The sequence below is a fragment of the Adhaeribacter arboris genome (assembly GCF_003023845.1).
Classification (GTDB): domain Bacteria; phylum Bacteroidota; class Bacteroidia; order Cytophagales; family Hymenobacteraceae; genus Adhaeribacter; species Adhaeribacter arboris.
On the sequence record NZ_PYFT01000001.1, the window covers coordinates 3,042,595 to 3,068,963 of the forward strand.

Consider the following 26,369-nt stretch of genomic DNA (forward strand, 5'->3'; position numbering starts at 1 on the left):
AACATGCCCATCCTTATATTTTTTGTTGCGCACTGGTATTTATCCTTATTTGTTCAAACTTTTTACCTGCATCGTTACGCAGCGCATAAAATGTTTACAATGAACCGGTTCTGGGAAAAATTCTTTTTCTTCCTTACCTACTTGGCGCAAGGTTCTTCTTTTTTATCGCCGCGTGCTTATGCTATTTTACACCGCATGCACCATGCCTTTTCCGATACCGATAAAGACCCCCACTCGCCGCATTTTTCGAATAATGCCTTTACAATGATGTGGAAAACCAAAAACATTTATAATAACGTGTTGCACAAACGGGTGGAAGCAGAAGCCCGCTTTGAAGGCAGTTATCCCTTATGGAACGCCATAGAAAAATTGGGTGACACCTATTTTTCGCGGATTGGTTGGGGCACTTTTTACGTATTATTTTACATTGCCTTTGCTACCCAGTGGTGGATGTACTTGTTATTACCTTTGCATTTTTTAATGGGTCCTATTCACGGAGCTATTGTTAACTGGAGCGGCCACAAATATGGTTACCAAAACTTTGATAATAACGACAAATCCCGTAATTCACTGTTCTTCGACTTTTTAACCGGCGGTGAATTGTTTCAGAATAATCATCATAAATTGCCAAACCGCGTTAACTTTGGGGTAAAATGGTGGGAGATTGATCCTACTTATCCGGTTATCTGGGCCTTAGACAAGTTGCGGATTATTCGCTTGAAAAAGGTTCGGGCATAATTAAAATTCAACTTTTATAATTCAAGTCTCTCTGCGTTTTGTAGAGAGACTTTTTTATTTCTGATTATTTCCGTAGCAAGTAAAAATATCCATTACTTTTATTTAAAATTTAGTAAAGGGTGCCTCAAACCAATTTATTTTCTGCTATTAGTTACCTTACGGCTGGTCCGCTGATTTTTCTTCTTCACACCCATTTAATCTGGCAAACTGGTTTCTTCGATTATGATTCTGCTCACAATTGGCAAATAATACAGGAAATAAGCCAAGGTAATTATCAGCATTTATTTCAGCACGCCAGCCCTTCTTTCTTTTTATTTTACGCAGCTTTCACGCCTGTTAGTAAGGATTTTCATTTTTACATTTTACTTAACTGCTTGTTTAATGTTTTAGGCATTCTACTTACAGTTAAGTTTATTGAACGGCAATTTTCCTTGTCCATTCTTAATACTTTTTTGCTAATACTGTTCGCCGGTTTATCGGGTTATTTAACTGCTAATAGCCGGTATTTTACCATAGAAGCACCAAGTTTGTTTTTTTTCGCGCTTTTATTACCTCTGTATTACCAACGCTTTACGGAGCAAAGCCGTAAGGCTTTTTATCGGGTAATAGCCCTTGTGGCCTTTGGGCTTACAATTAATTATAAGTTTTTACTTCTTTTTCCCGTTGCTTTGCTATTGGAATTACTGCATCCCGATAAAGTAATAAACAGCCGGCGGATTATTTATAGCATACTTATTCTACTTTTGCCTTTCTTGGTTTACGGCTTAGTAGCATTCTTAGTAGGTTTGCCTTTTTACCGTTTCCCGGCGGCATATGCCAATCTATTTTACAATTTTAAGGTTCCTACCCCCGGCTCCCGACTTGGTTTCTTTAACTTTGATGTATTCTATTATGGGCGGTATTTTCTTCGTTTCGAATCGCCTTTATTATTGGTTGGATTAGTGTTATTTCCTTTGCTTTTTAGAAGGCAGATTTTCGAAATTAAGCAAAACAAAGAAATAAATATTTACCGGTATCTGTTCCTGCTGATTTACCTGTATCTAGCCGGTATGCACGTGTTACAAAAAGCACCCCGGGGTTTATTTTTAGTTTATACCCTACTCTATACCATTACGCTTATAAGTTGCGCGCAAACGGTACGTTCCCGAAAATTAACTTTTAGCATCCTGGTTTTAAGTTTCATTTATCAAAGCTTTGTGTTACAACGAGAGTTTTATGCTTACGCCCACACTAACTATCCGCAGGTAGTAGCCTATCTACAGAACCGAAAAATCACCAAAATAGCAACCACAGTAGGTTTAGGTATTACTCCCTATGCCCAAACGGCAAACCTGGAAATAACTCCGGTTTTTGATGAAACGCAATTAAACAGCTTAAAAGTTAAAGGTTACCGTTACGTATTGCTCGATGATTATTACTTAGCCGCCAATATTCGTAAATTTAAAAACCTAGAAGTTACTCCGCCTTTGGCTAGTTGGCCGGAACCGAGTTTAATTTCCCCGTTTTTGTATTTAGATCAATGCGAATTTACTGGCTTTTCCTACCAACAGGCATTGCAATCGCAGCAACAGGTTGCCCAGGACTCTATTCAATTACGGCTCTTGCGGATTCCTTGACTTTTATTAAGTTAAAATTTAAAACTCTATGCCAAAACCTGCTTGATCTGATGACAGATGCATTCAATTTCTTCATCGCGCAGTTCATAATAAAAAGGTAATCGCAAGAGAGTATCGGTATATAAGTCAGCGTAAGGAAGCTCCCTCCCATCGTGCTTTTCGCGAAAAAAAGGACTTTTATGTAAAGCTAAATAATGAAAAACGGCTAAAATATTTTTTTGACCTAGGTGCCGGATAATATTCGTCCGCTGTTCTGTATTCTGGCATAACACGTAATACATAAAGCCGTTGTTCGTGGCCGATTCCGGAATAAAAGGCAATTGCAGCTTACCTGACTGAGCAATATCTTTCAGGCAATCCTGGTAAATGCCCCAAATAGCTTTGCGGCGCTTTTGAATACCATCTAAATTTTCTAACTGCGCCCATAAAAAGGCGGCTGTTATTTCCGAAGGCAGGAAAGAAGACCCCACATCCACCCATTCGTATTTATTCATTTCGCCCCGAAAAAAAGCAGCCCGGTTAGTACCCTTCTCCCAAATTATTTCGGCCCGATTAATAAATTGTTCCTCGTTTATTACCAGCATTCCGCCTTCGCCGGCAATAATATTTTTTGTTTCATGAAAACTAAATGCCGCCAAATGTCCTAAACTACCTAAAGGCTTTTTCGTACGATCGGGTCCAATATAATAACTATCCAGAGCATGAGCGGCATCTTCTACTACAAACAAGTTATATTTATCGGCAATGGCCATAATTTGCGGCATATCACAGGCTACACCCGCGTAATGAACCACCACAATCACTTTGGTGCGCGGCGTAATCAAACTTTCCAGAAGGTTGGCATTCAGGTTAGGATGGTGGGCACTACTATCCGCGAACACAACTTTAGCTCCCCGCAGTACAAAAGCATTAGCCGTAGAAACAAAGGTATAAGCCGGTACAATTACTTCGTCTCCGGGATTAATATTCAAAAGTAGAGCCGCCATTTCTAAGGCATCTGTCCCAGACGAGGTCAGGAGTGTCTTCTTGAAACCATAGCGTTCTTCAAAAAATGATTGGCATCGTTGCGTAAAAATACCATTTCCGGAAATTTTGCCCGAAGCTACAGCCTGCTTTATGTATTCAGTTTCCTGTCCCGTCAGAAATGGTTTATTAAACGGAATCATGGTAGGCGGCTGATTTGCGAAAAAGACTGACTGCGGGCAGGTTTAGAACTATAAGGGATTATAAAAGTAAAAACCATGGTTCTAATATATGGTAATTGAAAACTTGTATTACTATTAAAAAATCACTACTCATAGGTTTAGAATGCTTTACAATGGAATTCTGCAACTAGCTTCCACCTTTTTACAATCCTACAAATTTTAACTAACTTTGGTGAAAAGTTTTTTTCCCATGTCTGAGTCCACCTCTCCTTTTATTTCTGTGGTAAGTCCAGTATACGGGGCAGCAAACTTAGTGGATTTATTGGTAGCTAACATTAGTCAGGTTCTCCAGACAATCACTTCTTCGTACGAAATTATTTTAGTGGATGATGGTAGCCCCGATGCAGCCTGGACTAAAATTGAACAAAATGCCCACCGGCTACCACGAGTAAAGGGCATCAAATTAAGCCGGAATTTTGGTCAGCACCAAGCTATAATGGCTGGTTTAAAATATAGTACCGGTAAATGGGTAGTGGTTATGGATTGTGATTTGCAGGATAACCCCCTTGAATTTCCGCGAATGTTCCAAAAAGCTCAGGAAGGCTATAAAATTGTGCTGGCTCAACGAAATAACAAAAAGCACAATTCGCTAATAATCTTTCTTTCGCAAATTTTTAACCGAATATTATCTTATTTAACAGGTACTACATTTGATAGCCGCATTGGCAATTTCGGGCTTTACCACCGCGAGGTAATTACAACCATCTGCCAAATGCCCGAAAGCATGCATTATTTTCCGTTGATGGTACAAAAAGCAAAGATAGAGCGAGCTATTTTAGCAACGGAGCACCAGAAACGCCCTCTTGGAAGCAGTTCCTACAGCTTGGTTAAAAAACTGAAACTAGCGTTCAAAGTATTATCTTCTTATTCTTCCAAACTCTTGAAGTTAACCATCCGATTGGGTACTATCCTAGCACTTGTGGCTGTTTCTACTACTCTCCTGTATTTTATTTTTATCCCATTCAACTCCTTAACTACCTTAGGTGCCATTTTTAATTTTGTTTCCATTGGTTTTTGGGCAGGCTTCGTCTTGTTTTTACCAGGAATAATGGGGCTTTATCTGGCCAAAATTACTACCGGAACAAAAAAACAGCCTTTATATCGGATTGAAGAAAAAGTAAATTTTGAGCCCGGATTATAGCTAATGGAAGATAAACCCTACGAGCATTTAGCCTGGGATACATCTATTTTTGGTTACAAAGTAGCTCGCATTACCGCTACTAATATCAGTCCGGCGACTATCACCAAACTTTTAGCTTATTTAAAAGAAAATGATTATCACTTAGTTTATTGGTCGGTAAAACCAGAGAATATTTTTTTAAAAATTTTTGCTGAACAAGCGGGCGGATTATTAGTCGACGAAAAAGTTACTTTCGCCACGCAACTCTCCCCTACTTTATTAAGCAATCGAATTATTACCTTACCCATAGAGTCTTATACCAGAACAGAACCCTCCGCTGAATTGCTAAGCCTGGCTTTTCAAAGTGGTACTTATTCCCGTTTTAAGCGCGATTCAAATTTCAAAGATCAAGAATTTGAGAAACTATATACCGCCTGGCTGAAAAATTCACTAAATAAAGAGTCAGCCCGGGAAGTATTCATTTATCGCCAAAAGGAGGCAATAGCTGGCTTTATTTCTTTAACGGATAAAAATAAAGTGGGTCAGATTGGCCTGTTTGCTGTTGCAGAGCAGACCCGCCGAATGGGTATTGGTTCTCAGTTAATAGCGGCTAGCCTGCAAAGATTTTATGAATGGGGATATGTACAAGTACTGGTTAGCACGCAGCAGAAAAATCGACCAGCATTTAATTTTTATAAAAAGAATGGCTTCCTTATTCAAAACACAGAAAATATTTATCATTTCTGGCTGTAACTTACCATAGAAATACAATAATTATCGTCTCTTGCTCCTGCTTTATAAGAAAATTTACTTATCTTTGCAAACTCAAAAAAGACGGACGGGTTCCGTCGCTTAACAAACGTTAGTTATATTATGCCTGTTAAAATCAGACTGGCCCGGAGAGGCCGCAAAAAAGCTGCAATGTACGATATCGTTGTAGCTGACTCCCGATCACCACGTGATGGTAAATTTATTGAAAAATTAGGCACTTACAATCCCAACACGAATCCAGCTTCGATCAAATTCGATCAGGACAAGGCTTTTACTTGGGTAATGAACGGGGCACAACCTACCGATACGGTTAAAGCCATGCTGTCGTACACGGGAGTATTGTTCAAAAAACATTTACAAATTGGTGTTGCGAAAGGCGCCATAACACAAGAGCAAGCCGACTCTAAATTCCAAACCTGGAAAGATGAGAAAGAAGCCAAGATTCAAGGCAAACGCGATACGCTTAGCCAGAAGAAATCGGATGCGGCTAAAGCAGCTTTAGAAAACGAACGCAAAATTAACGAAGCTCGGGCCGAAGCGCTCCGTAAACGGGCATCTGATGCTGCTAAGGCTGCTGAACCAGCTGCTCCAGCTGAAGAAACTCCTGCTACCGAGGAACAAGCTTAATTATTTTTTACCATGAATATTGATGCCTGTTACCAGTTAGGTTACATCGTCCGGACGCATGGTATCAAAGGCCAGGTAGTAGCATTTTTTGATGTAGATTACCCGGAAGATTACGAAGAATTGGAATCAGTTTTCTTGCTTATTAGCGGAAAGCTGGTTCCTTTTTTTATTCAGTCTATTGATTCCCAGGCTAAAGGGCGTTTTCTAATTAAATTTGAAGACACCGACACAATAGAGCAAGCAGAAAAACTAAAAGGTCTTTCCTTGTACCTCCCCCTTGATTCTTTACCGGAACTCGATGAAGACCAGTTTTACTACCATGATTTAATTGGCTACACCATCGTCGACGAAACCTTAGGAAAATTAGGATTAGTAAAAGAATTGTTTGAACTGCCCCACCAAGATTTAATGGCCATGGATTACCAAGGTGCCGAAGTGTTGATTCCCATGCAGGACGAAATTATTCTTCGGGCGGATAAAACTACCCAAACCTTATACGTGAACCTGCCCGAAGGACTGGTAGATGTTTACATGCAACCCAGTAATCCCGACGAAGAAGAACGCAACGACGATGCGGTTTGATATTATCAGTTGCCAGCCCGATTTACTGGAAAGCCCCTTTAATCATTCTATTTTAAAACGTGCCCAACAAAAAGGTTTAGTAGAAGTACACATCCACGATTTGCGCCAATTTGCCATAAACAAGCACGGCCAAATTGATGATTATGCCTTTGGGGGCGGAGCAGGTATGGTAATGATGATTGAGCCCATTGATAAATGCCTGGCGCAATTAAAAGCGCAACGTTCCTATGATGCCGTTATTTACATGACTCCGGACGGGGAAACCCTGAACCAGAATAAAGTAAATCGCTTCTCCTTGCTACAAAACGTGATTATTTTATGCGGCCATTATAAGGGCGTTGACGAAAGAGTTCGCGAGCATTTTGTTACGCACGAAATTAGTATTGGGGATTATGTACTTTCGGGCGGTGAATTAGGAGCGGCAGTTTTAACGGATGCCATTATCCGTATTTTACCGGGTGTTTTAAACGATGAGTCTTCTGCTTTAACTGATTCTTTTCAGGATGGTTTATTAGCTCCGCCAGTTTATACCCGTCCTGCCAACTATAATGGCTGGACAGTACCCGAAATTCTGCTTTCTGGTGATACTCCCAAAATTGACCAGTGGCGCTTTGAACAAGCAATAGACCGCACCAAACAACGCCGTCCGGATTTGCTGCATTAGTCAATAGTCCATAGTTGATAATCCACTGTTTATAATTTTTGTAAGAGAAAAAGAGTAATGGACATATTCTCCTTTAAAAATAAGAATCAATTTTTCAATGATCTTCCTGTCGACGCTAGACTATGGTCTATTGACTATTTTTTTATTTAAATTTTTTTTCTATCTTTGCAGTCCGAATTTTGAAGATACTTTATAATCCATTATAAGAGCCATGAGCCAATTATTAGATCTCATTCAACAAGAATACAATGAAAAGCGGGCGGGTATTCCTGATTTCGCAGCTGGTGATACCATAAATATTCACGTAAAAATCCGGGAAGGTAATAAAGAGCGGATCCAGCAGTTTCAGGGAGTAGTTATCCAGCGCAAAAACTCGAATACAAACGGTGAAACCTTTACGGTTCGTAAAGTTTCTAACCAAATTGGTCTGGAGCGTATCTTCCCGTTATTATCGCCCAACATCGAAAAAATTGAAGTTATTCGTCGGGGTAAAGTAAGAAGAGCCCGCTTATATTATCTGCGTGGTCTTTCTGGTAAAGCTTCCAGAATCAAAGAACGTCGTTATAAAACCGCTTAATTTAAAATTCTGTTGACTTACTTAATAAGTTAATTTCTAATTAATAAAAACGGAAAGCTCTGATTTGTAATAAATCAGAGCTTTCGTTTTTTATACCTAATTATGGTTGCTAGGTACGATAAGGAAATAACTCTTTATCTTAATTGTTCCTTGTGTTTCTTAGGACATTTGATAGAGCCAAGTAAAGGCAAAAAAAGCGTAACCCGATTAACTTAGATTAGGCGGTTATAGATTCGGCTAATACTATAATTTTGTTATTCAACACTTCAACCACTCCACCGTCTACCTGAAAGAATTGCTGACCGGCCGATGTAGTAACCCGAATTTCACCATTCTCCAGGGTACTTATAATAGGGGCGTGATTGTTAAGCACTTCAAAAGAACCCTGAGTACCCGGAAACTTCGCTCCCGCTACTTCGCCTTCAAATACTTTTTTATCAGGAGTAATAATTTCTAAATACATATTTTTAGTTATTGGTTATTGGTTGTTGGTTGTTGATTAATCGCTACTGTATCGAACAAAAAATAACTAACAACCAACAACTAAATTACTTTGCTTCAGCCATTAAACGTTCGCCTTTGGCAATTGCGTCTTCAATAGATCCAACCAGGTTAAAAGCTACTTCCGGTAAGTGGTCGTACTTACCATCCATAATTTCATTAAAACCTCTAATAGTATCTTTAATATCAACCAGAACTCCTTTTAAACCGGTAAATTGTTCGGCCACGTGGAACGGCTGCGACAAAAAACGCTGCACCCGTCGCGCACGATGCACAATTAGTTTATCTTCGTCGGATAATTCATCCATCCCCAGAATAGCAATTATATCTTGGAGCTCTTTGTAACGCTGCAAAATTTCTTTCACCCGCTGGGCGGTGTTGTAATGCTCGTCGCCTAAGGTTTGCGCATTTAAGATCCGCGACGTAGAATCCAACGGATCCACCGCCGGGTAAATACCTAATTCCGAAATTTTACGGGAAAGTACGGTAGTAGCATCTAAGTGGGCAAACGTAGTAGCTGGTGCCGGATCAGTTAAATCGTCGGCAGGTACGTAAACCGCTTGAACCGAAGTAATAGAACCGCGTTTAGTTGAAGTAATCCGCTCCTGCATGGCTCCCATTTCGGTAGCCAAGGTAGGCTGATAACCTACTGCCGATGGCATCCGGCCTAAAAGAGCCGATACTTCAGAACCAGCCTGGGTAAAGCGGAAAATATTATCGATAAAGAACAGAATATCCCGACCTTGACCGGTACCATCGCCATCGCGGAAGCTTTCGGCAACAGTTAATCCAGATAAAGCTACGCGAGCACGGGCCCCCGGTGGTTCGTTCATCTGGCCAAACACCAAGGTTGCTTTAGAATCTTTTAATGCTTCGTCATCTACTTTACTCAAATCCCATCCGCCGCTTTCCATTGAATGTTTAAATTCTTCGCCGTATTTAATTACGTCCGATTCTAAGAATTCGCGCAACAAATCGTTTCCTTCGCGGGTACGTTCCCCTACTCCGGCAAACACCGATAAACCACCGTAAGCCTTCGCAATGTTGTTTACCAGTTCCATAATTAATACGGTTTTACCCACTCCAGCCCCCCCAAAGAGACCAATTTTACCGCCTTTAACGTAAGGCTCGAGTAAATCAATTACTTTAATACCGGTATACAATACTTCCGAGGAAGTAGCTAAATCTTCGAAGCGTGGCGCACCTCTATGGATAGATAAACCGCCCGCGCTAGTTGGCTGAGCAATACCGTCAATGGCTTCGCCTACAACGTTAAACAACCGACCTTTAATACCATCGCCGGTTGGCATTTTAATAGGAGAACCCATGTCCATTACTTCGGCTCCCCGGGTAAGGCCTTCGGTAGAATCCATGGCAATGGTCCGAATGCGATCTTCGCCCAAATGCTGCTGACATTCAAGCACAATTTTCTGGCCGTTGGCTTTTGTTACCTCCAGCGCGTCCAGGATATTTGGTAGTTTAGAGTTTTCACCCGAGAAGCTAACGTCCACTACCGGACCGATAACCTGGGTAATTCTGCCAATATTTGCCATTTGTATAAATTAAGATAGATAGAATCAGATAGTTCTGTTTTCAAGGTGCAAAACTAATGCTTATTTCTTTTAATTCAAATTACTCTATTTGAAAAGTTTCGAGGACAATTTTTCGATTTTTATTAACCTTTCTTACCAAAAGCACATCTCATTAATAGACACTTAGTAAATAAAACAAGTAAATAAAAGTTATATTAAAGCAGTTTGTTTAGTATTTGCAGTTGAAGATAACCTTTTAAGCTGGAATTCTATTTTAATTTTATTTTATACCCCAATAAAGGGAGAAATTCCTAATTTTGCGGCAAATCAAAACCAGTACCCGTGGAACAACATCTCCCAACTGTAGAAACTGCTAAAAAGCTGGGTTTGCTACCCGAAGAATTTCAAAAAATTCAGGATATTTTAGGTCGCGTACCCAACTTTACCGAACTAAGTATTTTTTCGGTAATGTGGTCGGAACACTGCTCCTATAAAAATTCGATCGTTTGGTTAAAAACTTTGCCCAAAGACTCGCCCCGTATGCTAGCCAAAGCCGGCGAAGAAAATGCGGGTCTGGTAGATATCGGAAATGGTTTAGCTTGTTCTTTCAAAATCGAGTCGCATAATCACCCTTCGGCTATAGAACCTTACCAGGGAGCAGCTACAGGCGTGGGCGGTATTAACCGCGATATTTTTACCATGGGCGCGCGCCCTATTGCTCAGCTTAATTCCTTGCGTTTTGGAAATTTGGCCAGCGATAAAACCAAGCGACTGCTACGTGGAGTAGTAAAAGGAATTGGTGATTATGGCAATGCTTTTGGTATTCCTACAGTAGGCGGCGAATTATTTTTTGATGATTGTTATAACGTTAATCCTCTAGTTAACGCCTTTTCGGCGGGAATTGTAGAAGTGGGGAAAACAGCTTCCGCTACGGCCCACGGAGTAGGAAATCCGGTATTTATTATAGGCTCTGCCACCGGAAAAGATGGTATTCACGGCGCTACTTTTGCCTCGGAAGATATTAGTGAATCCTCGGCCGAAAAATTACCTTCGGTACAAGTAGGCGACCCTTTTCAAGAAAAATTATTACTTGAGGCAACACTGGAAGTACTGCAAACGGGTAAAGTTGTAGGCATGCAGGATATGGGTGCGGCTGGCATTACTTGTTCTACTTCTGAAATGAGCGCCAAAGGTGAAAGTGGCATGGATGTGTGGCTCGACAAAGTTCCTACTCGCCAAGCCAACATGCAACCTTTCGAAATCTTACTTTCCGAAAGCCAGGAACGCATGCTGGTAGTAATGGAAAAAGGAGCAGAAGATTTGATCTACCAGATTTGTGAAAAGTGGGATTTGTACTGCGCCCAGATTGCCGAAGTGACCGATACCAAACGCTTACGCTATTACTTACACGGGGAACTGGTTGCCGACGTACCCGCGGAAGATTTAGTATTAGGCGGTGGCGCTCCCGTATATCACCGCGAATACCGCGAACCCGCTTATTTCCAGGAAACTCTTAAATTTAATATTGACCAGGTAGCCGAACCAACTACTCTAGCCGAATTAAAGGCAATTGCAAAACATTTAGTACAACACCCGAATATTTGTTCCCGGCGCTGGGTGTCGCAGCAATACGACTCAATGGTAGGTACCGCCACCATGACCACCAATACTCCTACCGATGCCGCCATTGTAAAAGTAAAAGGCTCCGATAAGGCAATTGCGATAACGGTAGACTGTAACAGCCGCTACGTAAATGCTAATCCCGAAGAAGGTTGCGCTATTGCCGTTGCCGAAGCGGCCCGTAATATTGTGTGTTCCGGGGGCGAACCTTTAGCCATTACTAATTGCTTAAATTTTGGTAATCCCTACGTACCAGAAGTATACTGGCAATTTGTGGGCGCTATTAAAGGCATGAAAAAGGCTTGCGAAAAATTTGGGACTCCGGTAACGGGTGGGAACGTGAGTTTTTACAATCAATCCTCCGACGAAGGTCCGGTATTCCCTACTCCTACCATTGGCATGTTGGGTTTAGTAGAACAAAAAGAAAATGTTACCTCTTTAGTTTTTCAGGCAGCGGATGATTTGATTTACTTGGTCGGTGAATCGAAAAACGACATTAATTCTTCGGAGTATTTGTATTCTTATCATAGCGTTAAATTGTCGCCTGCGCCAGCCTTTGACTTGGAAGAAGAATTTAAGGTGCAAACAGCCGTAAAAACCCTTATTCAGCAGAAATTAATTGCTTCCGCGCACGATGTGTCGGATGGTGGTTTATACATTACTTTAGCGGAAGCAGCCATGCCCAATGAATTGGGATTTGCTATTAAAACCAATAGCAATTTCCGGAAAGATGCGTATCTATTTGGTGAGAGTCAGAGCCGGGTAGTAGTATCGATAAAACCGGCTAATCAAGCTGAATTTGAATCGTTGCTGACCGAAAAAAAGGTAAATTTTGAACTGCTCGGAACGGTACAGGAGGATATTTGCCGTATCGACGACGAAGATTTTTACGAAGTTAAAGAGATTAAAAACCTGTATGATACGGCTTTAGAGAAAATCATGCAGTAAGCTTTAAAAATTTTATACAGAAATTTTGAATCTAAAATCTTCGCCGTATATTTGTGCTCCCAAACGATAAAAGAGCGGGAAACTGTCCGATGGTGTAACTGGCAACACGTCTGATTTTGGTTCAGAAGAGTCCAGGTTCGAAACCTGGTCGGACAACGAAAAAAGAAATTAACAATGTGCCACTTTGGTTTAACCGAACGAAGCGCATTGTTAATTTTGTTAATAGCCGGGTGGTAATTAAATAAAAAATAGAGCGTGCACGATTGCGGTTTATCCTGTACTTTTGCCCCTCTTTTATGGAGCATTAATTTCAACCCTTAGTTTTTAAAAATGGCGCAGGTCAAAATCTTTTCGGGTTCGCAATCGGTCCAACTGGCCGAAAAAATTGCTGCTGCCTATGGCACCACACTAGGAGACATCAGCTTACAAAAATTTAGCGATGGTGAAATTTCCGCAAGTTTTAACGAATCGGTGCGGGGATGCCACGTTTTCCTGATACAATCTACTTTTCCGCCATCCGACAACCTTATGGAACTCATGCTGATGGTAGATGCCGCTAAACGCGCTTCCGCCACGCAAGTAGCGGTGGTAGTACCTTATTATGGTTATGCCCGCCAAGACCGCAAAGATAAACCCCGGGTAGCTATTGGCGCCAAAGTAGTAGCTGATGCTATTCAGGCAGCTGGAGCCGATCGCCTGATGACTTGCGATTTACACGCGGGCCAGATTCAGGGCTTTTTTGATATCCCCGTCGATCACCTGGATGGTTCTGCCATTTTTGTGCCTTATATTAAAAGTTTACAGCTCGAAAATCTAACGTTTGCTTCGCCTGATGTAGGAGGCTTGGTTCGGGCGCGAACCTTTGCCAAACGCTTTGGCGCAGAATTAGTCGTGTGCGATAAGCACCGGGCGCGCGCCAATGAAGTGGCCAGCATGCAGGTAATCGGGAACGTGGAAGGAATGGATGTAGTTTTAGTAGATGATATGGTAGATACGGCTGGTACCATTACTTTAGCCGCCAATTTATTAATGGAAAAGGGAGCCAAAAGCGTACGCGCCATTGCTACGCATGCCGTTTTATCGGGACCGGCTTACGAACGCATAGAAAACTCAGTACTGGAAGAATTAGTAGTTTCGAATACTATTCCGTTACGTCAGGATTCTACTAAAATCAAAGTTTTATCTTTTGCCGATTTATTTGCCCGGGCTATTAGTAACGTGGTAACCCACGAATCTATTAGTTCGCTGTTTTTGTGATTGGTTGGAAGGTTATGCGTTTGGGTTGAGAATAAACTATTAAGCTGTTTAACAATAAAATAAATTTTACCCGTGGACTATCGACCATGGACTATCAACTAAATTAACATGGATTGTCGACCATGAACTATCGACTACATACAAACAAATAAATTTTTATTAATGAAAACATTAGAGATTATAGGGTTTAAAAGAGCAAATCTCGGTAAAAAAGAATCTAAAGATCTGCGTGCCGAATCAAATGTGCCTTGTGTATTGTACGGAGGCTCCGAGCAAGTAGCTTTTTACGCTCCTGCTATTTTATTCCGTGAATTGGTTTACTCGCCGGAAGTACACATTGTTGATTTAAACATTGAGGGCACTCATTTTAAGGCTGTCTTGCAAGATTTACAGTTTCACCCGGTAAATGAAATGTTGCTGCACGTGGACTTTTTGGAACTGAAAGACGACAAAGAAGTTAAAATTGAAGTTCCGGTTCGTTTTGTGGGTGTTTCTCCGGGTGTTCTATCCGGAGGTAAATTAGTAACTAAGCTCCGTAAACTTAAAATTAAAGCTTTACCAGCTAATTTACCCGATTACATTGACGTTGACATTTCAGACCTGGAACTAGGTCGTTCGGTAAAAGTTAATAAAATCAAACCAGCCAATTACACTATCTTATCTAATCCGGCTTCACCGGTTGCTACTGTAGCAATTCCACGGGCCCTGAAACAACAGCAAAACGAAAAGTAATTTTTTCGACTGTTCTAAAATCCCATTTGCTACAGCAGATGGGATTTTTTATTTACCCCAAATCTTACTATTAAAGGAACTATCCTTCCTCTTCTCCTAAAAAAACTTGGTAGTAAATGGAAATATCTCAGCTTTTGGTCCTGGTAAAAGTTAGTATTACCGCTAATTTCTAATTTTTGTTGGTATTTTTTACCTTTACTTCTTTCTATTAACTCACTTTTTTTGACAAATTTTTTTACGCATTTATTTAGCAAAATGGTTAGTCGTTCCACACGGCAACCAGCTCTGGATAACGTACCGTTTAGTATGAAATATTTACTTGTTGGTTTAGGTAACATTGGCCCTGAATACGCCCATACACGTCACAATATTGGTTTTATGGTGCTCGATTATTTGGCAAAAAAACACGACACCTCTTTTGATTCAGGTCGTCATGTTTTTGTAACTGAAATAAAAACGAAAGGTCGCTCTTTTACTTTGATTAAGCCTACTACTTACATGAACTTAAGCGGTAAGGCGGTGAGTCATTGGCTAAGCACTTTAAAAATTCCGGCCACTCAAATGTTGGTCATTACCGACGATTTGGCTCTGCCTTACGGTAAATTACGAATGCGCGCCAAAGGCTCGGCTGGCGGACACAACGGCCTGAAGCATATAGAAGAAACCCTCGGTACCACCGAATACCCGCGTTTGCGTTTTGGGGTAGATGCTCAATTTTCGAAAGGCCGCCAAGTTGATTACGTACTCAGTCCTTTTAATCCGGATGAGCAAATAGAATTACCAACACTTATAGAAAAAGCGGCTGAGATGAGCATTTCTTTCGGCACTATTGGCCTGGAGCGAACCATGAATTTCTATAATACCAAGTAAACTAAGCTGATAACTGCTAAGTGGGAAAATCCAGATTTTTACTTGGCAGATTTTACTTTAGTGGTACTTACAACCGGATCAACGTAAGTAGGTTTGGTAATTGCCCGGATAAGAATAAAAAGGCCAATAATGATTAAGGGAATACTTAATAACTGGCCGATATTCATGCCGATTGTATTTAACAGAAAGTTTTCTTTATCTACCTGATTCTCTTTGAGGAATTCGTAAAGAAAACGTAAGGTAAATAAGATAACCACGAACAAGCCAAATAATAAGCCACGGGGTGTAAGCGATTTGCGGCGATTCCAAAGAGAATATAAGAACAAGAATAATAAAAAGCTAGAGATAGCTTCGTATAACTGGGCCGGATGCCGGGGCTGCAACGAAGCCTGTACCCCATTTATAAGCTCATGATTGCGTTCAAACTTAAAAGCCCAGGGCAAATTGGTAGGTTTACCAATAATTTCGGAATTAAATAAATTACCTAGCCGAATTAAAGAACCACCTAAAGCCACAACAATAACAATTCGATCTAAAACCCACAAATAATCAAATTTATGCTTTCTACTGAACAGGAATAAGGCGAGCAAAATACCAATGGTTGCCCCATGACTAGCTAAACCACCTTCCCAGATTTTTAGAATCCGAATAGGGTCTTTTAAATAAACTTCCGGCTCATAAAATAAACAATGCCCCAGGCGAGCACCAAGCACAGTGCCTACAATCATATACAGCGTGATAATATCTACGTCTTCCTCCGTACGACCTTCCGCTTTGTAAATACGGGTTAATATACGCTGGCCGAAAACAAAACCTAACGCGAATAATAAGCCGTACCAGCGCAACGCAAAAAAGCCAAAATCAAAAATTTCCGGAGATACATTCCAAACAATCGGATTCCAGAGGAAAAGGTTAGCTAAGGTCATAGTAAATGGATATGCGCCAAAATTACACAAATTAAGGTAATTTTGAGCCTATATTTTATTTAAACCAAGGTCTGAAGCTTAGTATTAAAAATCAAGTTCTTCCTGGTAGCCACCGCTCAGAATAGGGAACCGTAGCCAGCTTCTGGGATCGAGGTTATAATCGTCGAGATGAAAAGAGGGGGCATACCGCTCCCGTTTCCACTGATTACGAGACCACAGAGTGAAGAACCGCTTAATGTGCATTTTAAGTAATTCATCCGGTTCTATCCCGCGCATTTTCTCAAATATCTGCTTCGGCGACAAGCGTTCGTAAAAACCTAACCGTTCAATCTGGTTCAGTATTTTGTAGGGCATTAAATCTTTCTCATCCGTTTGGGTTTGTTCGGCAGGCCGCAGTTCGGCGGTGGGTTGCAGATTATTTACAAAGCGCAAACCTGCGTACCCTAACTCACGTTCGGCCCATACCAGCCATTGCCGCAGAAAATCTTTGTCAATGCCCGCCAAAGGCGAAATACTGCCGGCTGTATCGCCGTCCATGGTAGCATACCCCACCGACGCTTCGCTGCGGTTAGAGGTAGCCATTAGTAAAGAATTATTTAAATTGGCCAACATCCAGATAACGGGAGCCCGCACCCGGGCCTGAATATTTTGTAAAGTAATATCGTCGGTTTCCCAGGTAAGTTTTCGACCAATGGATTTTTCAACTTTTTCGGTATACCCGGCTACCTCATCGTCGATGAACCAGTGGTAAAAGGTAGCACCAATGGATTCAGCTAAGCCTTTGGCCGAATTAAAAGTATCATCGGAAGAATTCCGAGAAGCCTGATATGCGGTAATTAGCAAGCGACCCGTAACCACTTTTACTTGATCGGCTTCCGCTAATGTTTTATAACGTGTTATTTCTTCGGGTGAGAATACATTTAATTTTTTAGCAAATTCATCCACCCCGATCTCGCAAACTGCCCGCCTAATCATTTCGGCTACGGCAATGGCACAGGCACAGGAATCGGCACCGCCACTTAGCGACAGCACAAAACCTTTACTGCGGCTTTTGCGCATGTAATCGAAAAGAGCTAATGTAAGAGCGGCAATGAATTCCTTAATTTCATCAATCGGCCCTAATTCAGGAATAGTTTCGGCAGGCGATAAGGGTTGGGCAAAATTAACTTCTGCGGCTTCTACATCTACACTTTTAAAGCTAAGCAAAACATTACGGGTAATTAAATTACCGTTTTGCGCAATTAAAATCTCGCCGTCGTAAATCATCCGACCGGCCTCATTACCTAATAAATTAACGTACAAATAAGCACAATGGAATTTCTTAGAAGCATTTAGCACCAATTTATAGCGTACATCGGTTTTGCTCATCGCAAAATGACTAGCGCTCGGGTTTATAATTAAATGCACGCCTTTGGTTAAGTGCCGGGCCGCTGGCCGGTCATTATCCGAACGCCAGGCATCCTCGCAAATCTCGAAAGCAAATCTTACGCCCTGTTCTTCGTAAATAATATCTCCTACTTCGTACCTATTGCCATTTTCTTCGAAAGTATGGATTTCATTGGCTGGCCAGGAAGTAAACCAGCGGGGTTCATAATGCACCCCATCGTTGGCCAGGAATTGTTTGGCCGTAAAACCTATGATTTTCTGATTTTTAATAACGCAGGTAGTATTATAAATGTGGTTGTACAACCGCAAAGGCAGGCCCACACACACAATTATATTGGTACACCATTCTTTAACCTCCAGTAATTTTTCAAAAGCCGCTTCCGGTAACCACGAACTCAGAAACATATCTTCGCAACCATATCCGGTAATGGCCAGTTCGGGCAAACAAAGTATTTCTACTCCTTGCGCTTGGGCTTCGGTGATAGCATTCTTTATATTAGTGAGATTATTTTTCCAGTCGAGAGGCGTTTGATTAAGAGCCGCTCCCGCAATTTTAAGGCTAGTCTTCATGTAGTCTTTCAACGAAATATACACCAGCCAAGTTAACAGAAGTTTTGGAATTTAGGTAATTAGGTAAGATTTAACTAAAATGTAGAGGGTAATTTTGGGAGTAAAACTCAACCATTAAAGAAAAAGATGGGTATACCAAACCGTCACAACTCTTATTGAAGCCATAAATAATAAAGAGCTTAAAACAAACTTTTTAGTAGTACCAAGGCACAACTAAGTATTAAGGTATCTGCAAAACCAATAACCCTTTTTCAGCGGCGGCTTGTTCGGCTTTTTTCTTAGAATAGCCGGTGCCAACAGCAATAGCTTGCCCATCAATCGTTACCTCGGAAGTAAACTCGGTAGTACTGCCAGATTGCTTTTGATTAATGATATCGAATCGCACCACTTTATTTTGCGACTGCGCCCATTCAATCAGCTTTGATTTAAAGTTTTTAGTAGTGCTTACCAGTTCATTTAAATCAAAATGAGGTTTAATAAGTTTTTCTAGGATAAAGAGTTTGGTTTGTTTGTAACCTTTATCGAGGTAAATAGCACCTACTAAAGCTTCTAAGGCATTACCATTAATAGATTTATACCGGGCAGAATGACTCGCCTGGTCTACTTTTACTAAGGTATTAATCCCAATCCGTAAGGCAATGTGGTTTAAAGATTCCCGGTTAACAATGCGCGACCGGATTTCCGTAAGAAAACCTTCATCTTTGTACGGGAATTTTTTATAAAGGAAATCGGCAATAACAGCTCCTAAAATAGAATCACCCAGGAACTCCAACCGTTCATTCGTTTGGTGGCGTTCGTTGCTCTGAGGCTTACCGTAAGAAGTATGCGTTAAGGCTAAATGATACAAGCGCATGTTACCGGGTGTAATACCCGTTACGCTGGTAATGGACCTTTCTAGGTTCGGCCCTAGCCTAAATATCTTGCGAAATAATTGTAACACCAATTTAATCAAGCACTTCTATTGTACCTTACGGAAAATAACGGAAGTGTTGTGTCCACCAAACCCAAAAGTATTGCTAATAGCCACATTTACCGGTCTGGCTTGCGCTTTATTGAAGGTAAAATTCAATTTAAGGTCAATGGTTTCATCATCGGTGAAGTGGTTGATAGTGGGAGGCACGATACCATTCTGAATAGCCAGAATAGCGGCTACCGCTTCTATACCACCCGCACCACCCAATAAATGGCCCGTCATACTTTTAGTAGAACTAATATTTAACTGATACGCATGCTCCCCAAAAACTTTCTGAATAGCTGTAACTTCTGCTCCATCCCCTAACGGGGTACTGGTTCCATGGGTATTTATATAGTCTACTTCGTCCGGCCGGATATTCGCATCGCGTAAAGCATTCTGCATAACAATTACTACTCCTTCGCCATTCGGGTCCGGAGCAGTTATGTGATACGCATCCGAAGATAAACCCCCACCAATTACTTCGGCGTAAATTTTAGCGCCGCGAGCTATGGCATGTTCATAACTTTCGAGTACCAAGGCACCAGATCCTTCTCCGAGTACAAATCCGTCGCGGTCTTTATCGTACGGGCGCGAGGCAGTTAAAGGATCCTCGTTGCGTTCGCTCATGGCTTTGAGGGCATTAAAACCTCCAATGCCGGATTCGGTTATAGCCGCTTCGGACCCGCCGGTAATAATTACATCGGCCATACCTAAACGGATATAATTTAACGCGGTAACGATAGAATCGGAGGAAGAAGCACAAGCCGAGGTAGTAACAAAATTAGGCCCGCGAAAACCATTTTTTATAGAAATGTTACCCGACGAACTATCGGCAATCATCTTCGGAATAAAGAAAGGATTGTAACGAGGCGTACCATCGCCCCGGCCAAATTGAATGGATTCTTCCTGAAAAGTTTTCAATCCTCCAATACCTGAGCCCCAGATAACGCCCACCCGGTCGCGGTTTACATTGTCCAGAATGCCCGAATCGGCGATAGCTTCGTTACTGGCGATTAAGGCAAACTGAGTAAACATATCCATTTTCCGACCTTCTTTTCGCTCGAAGTAATTATCTGGATTGTAGTCTTTTACCTCACAAGCAAACTGCGTTTTAAACTTGCTGGCATCAAAGCGAGTAATAGGCGCAGCGCCGCTCACACCATTAGATAAACCATTCCAGTATTCTGAAACAGTATTACCAATTGGAGTGAGTGCACCGAGTCCTGTAACTACAACTCTCTTAAGCTCCATAAGCGAATGTAGAGGGAAGTAAAAATGAAGAAATTAAAAAGAAATTTTGATTTTAAAGAGAAGGAATTATTTGGCATGCTCTTCCAGGTAGCTAATAGCCTGGCCTACAGTAGCAATATTCTCTGCTTGATCGTCCGGAATCGACACGTTAAATTCTTTTTCGAATTCCATGATAAGCTCTACAGTATCTAAAGAATCAGCTCCTAAATCGTTGGTAAAGCTTGCTTCGGGCGTTACTTCTGATTCTTCTACTCCTAATTTATCAATGATAATTGCTTTTACTTTTTCTGCGATTTCTGACATTTTCTTAGCTTTTTTTGAAATACTGTGCAAATTAATAGATTTAAATAGACAATTTCAAAAAAATTATCTTAATAACTTGTGGAAAAAAGTTTTTCCACTTTTCGGTACATTTATTAAAGTGAGTTTTTAATTTTAGCACCCCGAATTATTGTTTACCTTGCATCCAATTAATATGAAAACTCTCCGCCTCGACCTGGATTATGATTACGATTTTGAGCTGTTCGGACTGGTTTCGTCGAGCAGAGAGCATAAACTAGCCTGGGCTTTAAACAAATATTTAAGAATAAGATTAGTAAAACAGAAAGATATCTGCTTTGATTTTTTAAATAAAGGCAGATTGGTTATATCCAATTACTTACATTGCACCGAGTACCGCACTTTCCGGTTGTTGCGCAATAAATCTGCAGATTTAAGCACCTTAAAGAAACCTTTTCTGGCTCCCGACATAAAAGAATACGATTACTTGTTACAAATAAACGGGGAAGTGAATGATAATTGGCACCAGGATTTAAATTCTATTTTTAAAGTGGTGCCCCTCATACAATACGTAAAAAAATTTGATCCGAACACTCTTAAGTTCAAGGAAAATCTGATGTTTTAATATGGAAATAAGCTTTAACAAGACCAAAATTATTGCCACCGTCGGTCCTGCCAGTAATCAATATGATATGCTTAAAGCGCTCATTTTGGAAGGTGCCGACGTTTTTCGCTTGAATTTTTCACACGGAAAACATGCCGATCATCAACATGTGGTAAATACGGTCCGTCAGATAAACCAGGAACTAGGCACCAATGTTTGTTTAATGCAGGATTTACAAGGCCCTAAAATTCGCTTGGGGGATGTAGAAAATGGCATGGTGCAGATTCATGCCGGCGATAAAATTAAGTTAGTTTGCGACCATTCTGTTAGTACGGCTACTCGTTTATCCACTATTTATTTAGAACTGGCTAAAGATGTAAAACCTGGCGATGCTATTTTAATCGACGATGGTAAAATAGAGTTGAAAGTATTAGCTACTGATAACGACAAAGAAGTAGACGTAGAAGTTATATACGGCGGGCCGGTAAAACCTCGTAAAGGCATTAATCTCCCTGATACGGCTGTTTCGGCGCCTTCTCTTACCGAAAAAGATGTAGAAGATCTACATTTTGGCCTGGATAACGATGTAGAATGGGTAGCTTTATCGTTTGTGCGTCGGGCCGAAGATATTCACGAAATAAAGCGTATTATCTCGGAACGCGGTAAAAAAACCATGGTTATCGCAAAAATTGAGAAACCAGAAGCTATCCGTAACATTGATGAAATTATTGCGGTTACCGATGGTATAATGGTAGCGCGGGGAGATTTAGGGGTAGAAATTGCGGCAGAAGAAGTACCTATGCTGCAAAAGATGATGATTGACAAATGTAATAAGGCCGGCAAACCCGTAATTGTAGCTACCCAGATGATGGAAAGTATGATTACGAACGCTCGTCCTACCCGAGCCGAGACGAACGATGTAGCCAATGCCGTATTGGATGGCGCAGACGCTGTTATGTTGAGCGCAGAAACAGCAGCGGGTTCTTACCCTCTGGAAACTGTTCGCAGCATGAGCCGCACTCTCGCTTCCGTTGAAGCCCAGCCTGGAGTGTTTAATAAAGTTATAACTCTGGCGCCTAACGTACAATCGTTTTACAGCAAGATGGTAGTTGCTAATGCTTGCGCTTTAGCGCGGGATACTAATGCTAAAGCTATCATCTGCATGACCCGTTCCGGTTATACTGCTTTCCACATTGCCAAACATCGTCCTAAAGCCAATATTTTTATTTTTACGGATAATCAACAGCTACTTAATCAACTCAATTTAGTTTGGGGAGTACGGGGCTTTTATTACGAAGGAACCCCGAATTCTACGGATGAATTAATAATAGATTTCCGGACGGTACTAACGCAAAACAACCATCTGCAAACCGGTGATATTTATATTAATGTAACTAGTATACCCGTGCGGGAACGGCGGAGTGCTAATACTATAAAATTAAGCATTGCCTGATGTTAGTTTAGAAGCTATCGAATACAAAAAGCAAAAAGTCCGAATAGTAGTAAGTTCGGACTTTTTGCTTTTTTGGCTGGATGGGGTTATACGTAATTTGAATTTGCTGAAATTTAAAATATCGTAATTATTAAAAAGTTAAAACTAATACAATCACAGCCTCTATTATAAATTATTCTAAAAAACGGATTAAATCCAGAAATAAAAAAAGCCTTACCGGAAGGTAAAGCTTTGAAGAGTATAAAATAGAGCTATTAATTTACAATTAAGCAGCAGCTAAAGCATTTACGTGTTTAGCTAATTTAGACTTATTATTAGCAGCTTTATTTTTATGAATAATATTGCGCTTAGCTAATTTGTCGAGCATAGAAGAAACTTTTTTGAACAGTTCTTGTGCTTCTGTCTGGTCCGTAGTACCTTTCAGCTTTTTAACAAAAGTACGGGTAGTTTTTGCCTGGTATCTGTTTAATACGCGTTTCGCGTCGTTTGCTCTAATTCTTTTTAATGCCGACTTATGGTTAGCCATGGTACGTTAATATAATTTATTTCTAGTGTCTTTTCTAAACGAGTGGGCAAAGATAACATGATTTTATGTTGTTTCCAAAATTATAAAACAATTTTCTTGTAAGTCTAAGGAAGTAAGCTTTCCAGGGTTTTGAAGAAGCCTGCTTGTTCCGGATAGGACCTGTGATTATCTAAGTAAGAATATTAACTTTAATACCAAAGTAGAATATTACGGCTTAACTTTGTATGAGAAGTTATATTTATGTTGCATGCCAGTAGTAAAAAGCTTATACCGGGCACCGCTCTACTTTTTTAACGGTCACATCCAAACAATTATTCCAGCTTTATTTCGCGAAGTACCCGAAGTGCTGTACCAACGCGAACGCATTAACACGCCCGATGGTGATTTCCTGGATTTAGATTGGAGTAAGAGTAAAATACCCACTAAAAAGCTGGTAATCTTATCGCATGGTTTAGAAGGCGATGCCAGCCGACCTTATATAAAAGGGATGGTGAAAGCCATGAACGCAGCAGGTTTCGATACTTTGGCCTGGAATTTTAGGAGTTGCAGCGGCGAACCAAACAAGTTACTTCGCTCCTACCACATGGGCGCCACCGATGACTTGGACTTGGTAGTACAATATTCTCTTCAGCCTGGTTACTACCAGGAATTATACTTGGTTGGCTTTAGTATGGGCGGAAATATTACTTTAAATTACCTGGGGCAAAAACCAGAGCAAGTACCGGAGCAAGTGAAAAAAGCAGTCGTTTTTTCCGTACCCTGCCATATTAATAGTGCTTCCCGGAAAATGGCTCAATTGGAGAACCGCGTGTATATGCAACGTTTTTTGAAAAGCTTGCGCAAAAAATTAACGGATAAAGTATCCTTAATGCCAGCTACTATGACGCTGGATGGTTTCCACCAACTCCGTACTTTTCCCGAGTTCGACAACCGTTATACGGCTCCTATTCACGGTTTTAAAGATGCCCATGATTATTATTCGAAATGCAGTTCCCGACAGTACCTGCCTAACATTCGCATTCCTACTTTGCTCGTGAATGCCCAAAACGACCCTTTCTTATCACCGGAATGTTTCCCGGTTGCCGAAGCCGAAGCGAATCCTGTGTTCTTCCTGGAAATGCCCGTAGATGGAGGACACGTTGGTTTTGTAGAAAATTATTATCGCAACTTATATTATTCCGAACGGCGAGCAGTAGCGTTTTTTACCCAAGATTATAAAAATGAATCTCATTAATCCGGCATAAGTTCCGGTTCAGGTAACTGTGCTGTTATTAACTGTTCAGCGGTACGGTTTAAATCTATCTCCGGCAGGAAATCCTGCGCAATGGTTAAGATAGAATATAAATATCTTTTTAATAAATCCGGCTTCATCTGTTCACCAGCCACTGAAGCCTGCACTAAATGCAGCGACAAATCAGCCGCCGTTTGTTCAACCATTCTGCTGAGCCTTTGGGAGTTGGGGCTTGCAAATATAGTTTTTTCTACTAAACTATGCGCCTTATTTACGAATGCCAGAACTTCCTTTTTTTCTGGAGCTTCCATTTTTTAAATTTTAAAGAGGGTTAACGGGTAATATTAGCTTTACTATCGTGCACGTATAAAACCGAGATAGCCGCACAAATCATAAAAATACCTGCTAATACAATGGCGTAAATAGCTTGGCCGTGGTATATCTGTTTCACAATCATTCCACTGAAAAGGCCATTCACAATTTGAGGGAAAGTAATAAAAAAATTAAATATTCCCATGTACACGCCCATCTTCTTGGCCGGAATAGAACTGGATAAAATAGCATACGGCATTGCCAGTATACTTCCCCAAGCCATTCCTATTCCTACCATAGACACTAGCAGGTAATCCGGATTTTGAATAAAGAAAATTGATAACAGACCCAATCCACCGGCGATTAGGGAAATGGCATGCGCTATTTTACGGCTGGTAGCACGGGCAATAGCCGGCAGAAACAAGGCGTAAATGGCCGAAATGCCATTATAAATACCGAATAAAAAGCTTACCCAGTTACCGGCATCGGCAAACCTGGCGGAAGAAGTATCGCCTGGGGTAACATGATAAATATGTTGGGCAATAGCGGGCAAGGAATATACCCACATAGAGAACAAAGCAAACCAGGAGAAAAACTGCACTAAGCCTAGTTGCCGCATGGTAACGGGCATTTTGGAAAAGTCGGTAAAAATAGCCATTAAGCCTTTCTGTTCTTCCTCTCCTTCCTCATCGGGGTGGTATTTGGCATATTCGGCGGGGGAATATTCTTTGGTAGTAATTACTGTCCAGACAATAGCCCCAATCAAAAAAGCCGCTCCGGTGTAAAAGGAGTAAATAACATTATCGGGAATCTGACCAGGTAAAGCAGTTTTAGAAACGCCTAGAAGTTCGGCCATAATATAAGGTAACCAGGAACCAGCTACGGCTCCTACCCCAATCAGAAAGGTTTGGACGGAGAAACCAGTACTACGCTGTGCATCGGGTAAATTATCGGCCACTAATGCCCGGAAAGGCTCCATGGCTACGTTAAAAGAAGCATCCATAATCATCAGCATTCCGGCCCCAATTAAAATAGGAGGAAGTAAATTGGCCAGCACCGCCGAATTCGGCATAATAATTAAAGCCAATGCCGACGAAACAGCTCCCGTCAGAAAATAAGGCCGCCGACGCCCCAGGCGGTTCCAGGTACGGTCGGAGTAATGGCCGATGATGGGCTGTACAATCATGCCGGTAATGGGAGCGGCTAACCAAAACAAAGAGAGATGTTCTACATCCGCCCCAAAGGTTTGCAGAATGCGCGAAGCATTACCATTTTGCAGAGCAAATCCAAACTGAATTCCCAAAAAACCGAAACTCATATTAAAGATTTGCCAGAAAGATAACCGTGGTTTCTCAATGGCGGTTTTGGAGGAGGATGCTGGTTGAAATACTTGTGCCATATTGTTTCACATAAAGTTCTTAATTTTAATTACTCCATTTAAAAATGGGGACAATTCATCCAATAGTTGAAGTTATAAGCAGGGTTAGTCTTCAATGAATTTCTAATAGTAGCTTTG

At 41.0% G+C, this 26,369-nt stretch carries 26 protein-coding genes and 1 tRNA gene; 16 read left to right on the forward strand and 11 right to left on the reverse strand.

Going from position 1 to position 26,369, the window contains the following annotated elements; genetic code table 11:
- The first annotated feature begins 3 nt into the window (after positions 1 to 3).
- On the forward strand, positions 4 to 738 hold the full coding sequence (locus AHMF7605_RS12605; RefSeq protein ID WP_106929843.1) for an acyl-CoA desaturase: 735 nt from the start codon (positions 4 to 6) through the stop codon (positions 736 to 738).
- A gap of 119 nt (positions 739 to 857) precedes the next feature.
- Entirely contained in the window at positions 858 to 2,354 is a 1,497-nt protein-coding gene (locus tag AHMF7605_RS12610) for a hypothetical protein (RefSeq protein WP_106929845.1), read from the forward strand.
- 26 nt (positions 2,355 to 2,380) lie between these two features.
- Here the strand turns inward: AHMF7605_RS12610 and rffA are convergent, their stop codons facing one another.
- Positions 2,381 to 3,520, reverse strand: coding sequence for a dTDP-4-amino-4,6-dideoxygalactose transaminase (gene rffA / locus AHMF7605_RS12615; protein WP_106929847.1), 1,140 nt, complete (start codon positions 3,518 to 3,520; stop codon positions 2,381 to 2,383).
- A gap of 229 nt (positions 3,521 to 3,749) precedes the next feature.
- Here rffA and AHMF7605_RS12620 point away from each other — a divergent pair, with 229 nt between their 5' ends.
- The 6 genes from AHMF7605_RS12620 (at position 3,750) to rplS (ending at position 7,900) form a co-directional block, all read left to right on the forward strand.
- Positions 3,750 to 4,700, forward strand: coding sequence for a glycosyltransferase family 2 protein (locus tag AHMF7605_RS12620; RefSeq protein WP_106929849.1), 951 nt, complete (start codon positions 3,750 to 3,752; stop codon positions 4,698 to 4,700).
- 3 nt (positions 4,701 to 4,703) lie between these two features.
- Positions 4,704 to 5,432, forward strand: coding sequence for a GNAT family N-acetyltransferase (locus AHMF7605_RS12625; RefSeq protein ID WP_106929851.1), 729 nt, complete (start codon positions 4,704 to 4,706; stop codon positions 5,430 to 5,432).
- A 120-nt stretch (positions 5,433 to 5,552) separates the two neighbouring features.
- A complete protein-coding gene (locus AHMF7605_RS12630) occupies positions 5,553 to 6,077 on the forward strand; it encodes a 30S ribosomal protein S16 (RefSeq protein ID WP_106929853.1) in 525 nt (174 codons plus the stop codon).
- A gap of 12 nt (positions 6,078 to 6,089) precedes the next feature.
- Entirely contained in the window at positions 6,090 to 6,659 is a 570-nt protein-coding gene (rimM, locus tag AHMF7605_RS12635; protein ID WP_106929855.1) for a ribosome maturation factor RimM, read from the forward strand.
- Positions 6,649 to 7,323, forward strand: a complete 675-nt coding sequence (trmD, locus tag AHMF7605_RS12640) for a tRNA (guanosine(37)-N1)-methyltransferase TrmD (protein ID WP_106929857.1) — start codon at positions 6,649 to 6,651, stop codon at positions 7,321 to 7,323. The genes rimM and trmD overlap by 11 nt, the downstream gene beginning before the upstream one ends.
- Positions 7,324 to 7,534: 211 nt before the next feature.
- Positions 7,535 to 7,900 carry a 50S ribosomal protein L19 gene (gene rplS, locus AHMF7605_RS12645; protein ID WP_106929859.1) on the forward strand — a complete coding sequence of 122 codons (366 nt, stop codon included), beginning with the start codon at positions 7,535 to 7,537 and terminating at the stop codon, positions 7,898 to 7,900.
- A gap of 217 nt (positions 7,901 to 8,117) precedes the next feature.
- Here the strand turns inward: rplS and atpC are convergent, their stop codons facing one another.
- Entirely contained in the window at positions 8,118 to 8,363 is a 246-nt protein-coding gene (atpC, locus tag AHMF7605_RS12650; RefSeq protein WP_106929861.1) for an ATP synthase F1 subunit epsilon, read from the reverse strand.
- Positions 8,364 to 8,448: 85 nt separating this feature from the next.
- Positions 8,449 to 9,954, reverse strand: coding sequence for a F0F1 ATP synthase subunit beta (gene atpD / locus AHMF7605_RS12655; protein ID WP_106929863.1), 1,506 nt, complete (start codon positions 9,952 to 9,954; stop codon positions 8,449 to 8,451).
- Between the two features lie 321 nt (positions 9,955 to 10,275).
- Between atpD and purL the strand changes: the two genes are divergently transcribed.
- The 5 genes from purL to pth all read left to right on the forward strand — a co-directional run bounded on the left by purL (position 10,276) and on the right by pth (position 15,360).
- Positions 10,276 to 12,501: a phosphoribosylformylglycinamidine synthase subunit PurL gene (gene purL / locus AHMF7605_RS12660; protein ID WP_106929865.1), complete on the forward strand. Its 2,226-nt coding sequence runs from the start codon at positions 10,276 to 10,278 to the stop codon at positions 12,499 to 12,501.
- A gap of 83 nt (positions 12,502 to 12,584) precedes the next feature.
- Positions 12,585 to 12,657, forward strand: a tRNA-Gln gene (locus tag AHMF7605_RS12665).
- 174 nt (positions 12,658 to 12,831) lie between these two features.
- Positions 12,832 to 13,758 (forward strand): ribose-phosphate pyrophosphokinase, encoded by a 927-nt coding sequence (locus tag AHMF7605_RS12670; RefSeq protein WP_106929867.1) that lies wholly within the window; start codon positions 12,832 to 12,834, stop codon positions 13,756 to 13,758.
- Positions 13,759 to 13,920: 162 nt separating this feature from the next.
- Positions 13,921 to 14,490: a 50S ribosomal protein L25/general stress protein Ctc gene (locus AHMF7605_RS12675; RefSeq protein WP_106929869.1), complete on the forward strand. Its 570-nt coding sequence runs from the start codon at positions 13,921 to 13,923 to the stop codon at positions 14,488 to 14,490.
- A gap of 306 nt (positions 14,491 to 14,796) precedes the next feature.
- Positions 14,797 to 15,360 carry an aminoacyl-tRNA hydrolase gene (gene pth, locus AHMF7605_RS12680; RefSeq protein WP_106933451.1) on the forward strand — a complete coding sequence of 188 codons (564 nt, stop codon included), beginning with the start codon at positions 14,797 to 14,799 and terminating at the stop codon, positions 15,358 to 15,360.
- Between the two features lie 38 nt (positions 15,361 to 15,398).
- Here pth and lgt read toward each other — a convergent pair whose 3' ends face one another.
- The 5 genes from lgt to AHMF7605_RS12705 form a co-directional block, all read right to left on the reverse strand.
- A complete protein-coding gene (gene lgt, locus AHMF7605_RS12685; RefSeq protein ID WP_106929871.1) occupies positions 15,399 to 16,286 on the reverse strand; it encodes a prolipoprotein diacylglyceryl transferase in 888 nt (295 codons plus the stop codon).
- Positions 16,287 to 16,370: 84 nt separating this feature from the next.
- The gene (gene nadE / locus AHMF7605_RS12690) at positions 16,371 to 18,242 is read right to left on the reverse strand and encodes an NAD(+) synthase (protein ID WP_106929873.1); all 1,872 of its coding nucleotides are present in this window, start codon (positions 18,240 to 18,242) and stop codon (positions 16,371 to 16,373) included.
- A 220-nt stretch (positions 18,243 to 18,462) separates the two neighbouring features.
- A complete protein-coding gene (gene rnc, locus AHMF7605_RS12695; RefSeq protein WP_233219030.1) occupies positions 18,463 to 19,182 on the reverse strand; it encodes a ribonuclease III in 720 nt (239 codons plus the stop codon).
- Positions 19,183 to 19,200: 18 nt separating this feature from the next.
- A complete protein-coding gene (fabF, locus tag AHMF7605_RS12700; RefSeq protein ID WP_106929877.1) occupies positions 19,201 to 20,448 on the reverse strand; it encodes a beta-ketoacyl-ACP synthase II in 1,248 nt (415 codons plus the stop codon).
- Positions 20,449 to 20,514: 66 nt separating this feature from the next.
- Positions 20,515 to 20,751 (reverse strand): acyl carrier protein, encoded by a 237-nt coding sequence (locus AHMF7605_RS12705; protein ID WP_007659745.1) that lies wholly within the window; start codon positions 20,749 to 20,751, stop codon positions 20,515 to 20,517.
- Between the two features lie 172 nt (positions 20,752 to 20,923).
- Here AHMF7605_RS12705 and AHMF7605_RS12710 point away from each other — a divergent pair, with 172 nt between their 5' ends.
- Positions 20,924 to 21,352: an IPExxxVDY family protein gene (locus tag AHMF7605_RS12710; RefSeq protein WP_106933452.1), complete on the forward strand. Its 429-nt coding sequence runs from the start codon at positions 20,924 to 20,926 to the stop codon at positions 21,350 to 21,352.
- 1 nt (position 21,353) lies between these two features.
- Positions 21,354 to 22,784 (forward strand): pyruvate kinase, encoded by a 1,431-nt coding sequence (pyk, locus tag AHMF7605_RS12715; RefSeq protein WP_199200231.1) that lies wholly within the window; start codon positions 21,354 to 21,356, stop codon positions 22,782 to 22,784.
- Positions 22,785 to 23,049: 265 nt separating this feature from the next.
- Here the strand turns inward: pyk and rpsT are convergent, their stop codons facing one another.
- Positions 23,050 to 23,310, reverse strand: a complete 261-nt coding sequence (gene rpsT, locus AHMF7605_RS12720) for a 30S ribosomal protein S20 (protein WP_106929879.1) — start codon at positions 23,308 to 23,310, stop codon at positions 23,050 to 23,052.
- A 247-nt stretch (positions 23,311 to 23,557) separates the two neighbouring features.
- Here rpsT and AHMF7605_RS12725 point away from each other — a divergent pair, with 247 nt between their 5' ends.
- Complete coding sequence (locus tag AHMF7605_RS12725; RefSeq protein ID WP_106929881.1) at positions 23,558 to 24,544, forward strand: YheT family hydrolase; 987 nt, start codon at positions 23,558 to 23,560, stop codon at positions 24,542 to 24,544.
- Here the strand turns inward: AHMF7605_RS12725 and AHMF7605_RS12730 are convergent.
- Together AHMF7605_RS12730 and AHMF7605_RS12735 are read right to left on the reverse strand one after the other, a co-directional pair.
- Complete coding sequence (locus tag AHMF7605_RS12730) at positions 24,541 to 24,852, reverse strand: hypothetical protein (protein WP_106929883.1); 312 nt, start codon at positions 24,850 to 24,852, stop codon at positions 24,541 to 24,543. The two genes, AHMF7605_RS12725 and AHMF7605_RS12730, sit on opposite strands and share 4 nt — an antisense overlap.
- Positions 24,853 to 24,872: 20 nt before the next feature.
- On the reverse strand, positions 24,873 to 26,252 hold the full coding sequence (locus AHMF7605_RS12735) for an MFS transporter (protein ID WP_233219031.1): 1,380 nt from the start codon (positions 26,250 to 26,252) through the stop codon (positions 24,873 to 24,875).
- Positions 26,253 to 26,369 lie beyond the last annotated feature (117 nt).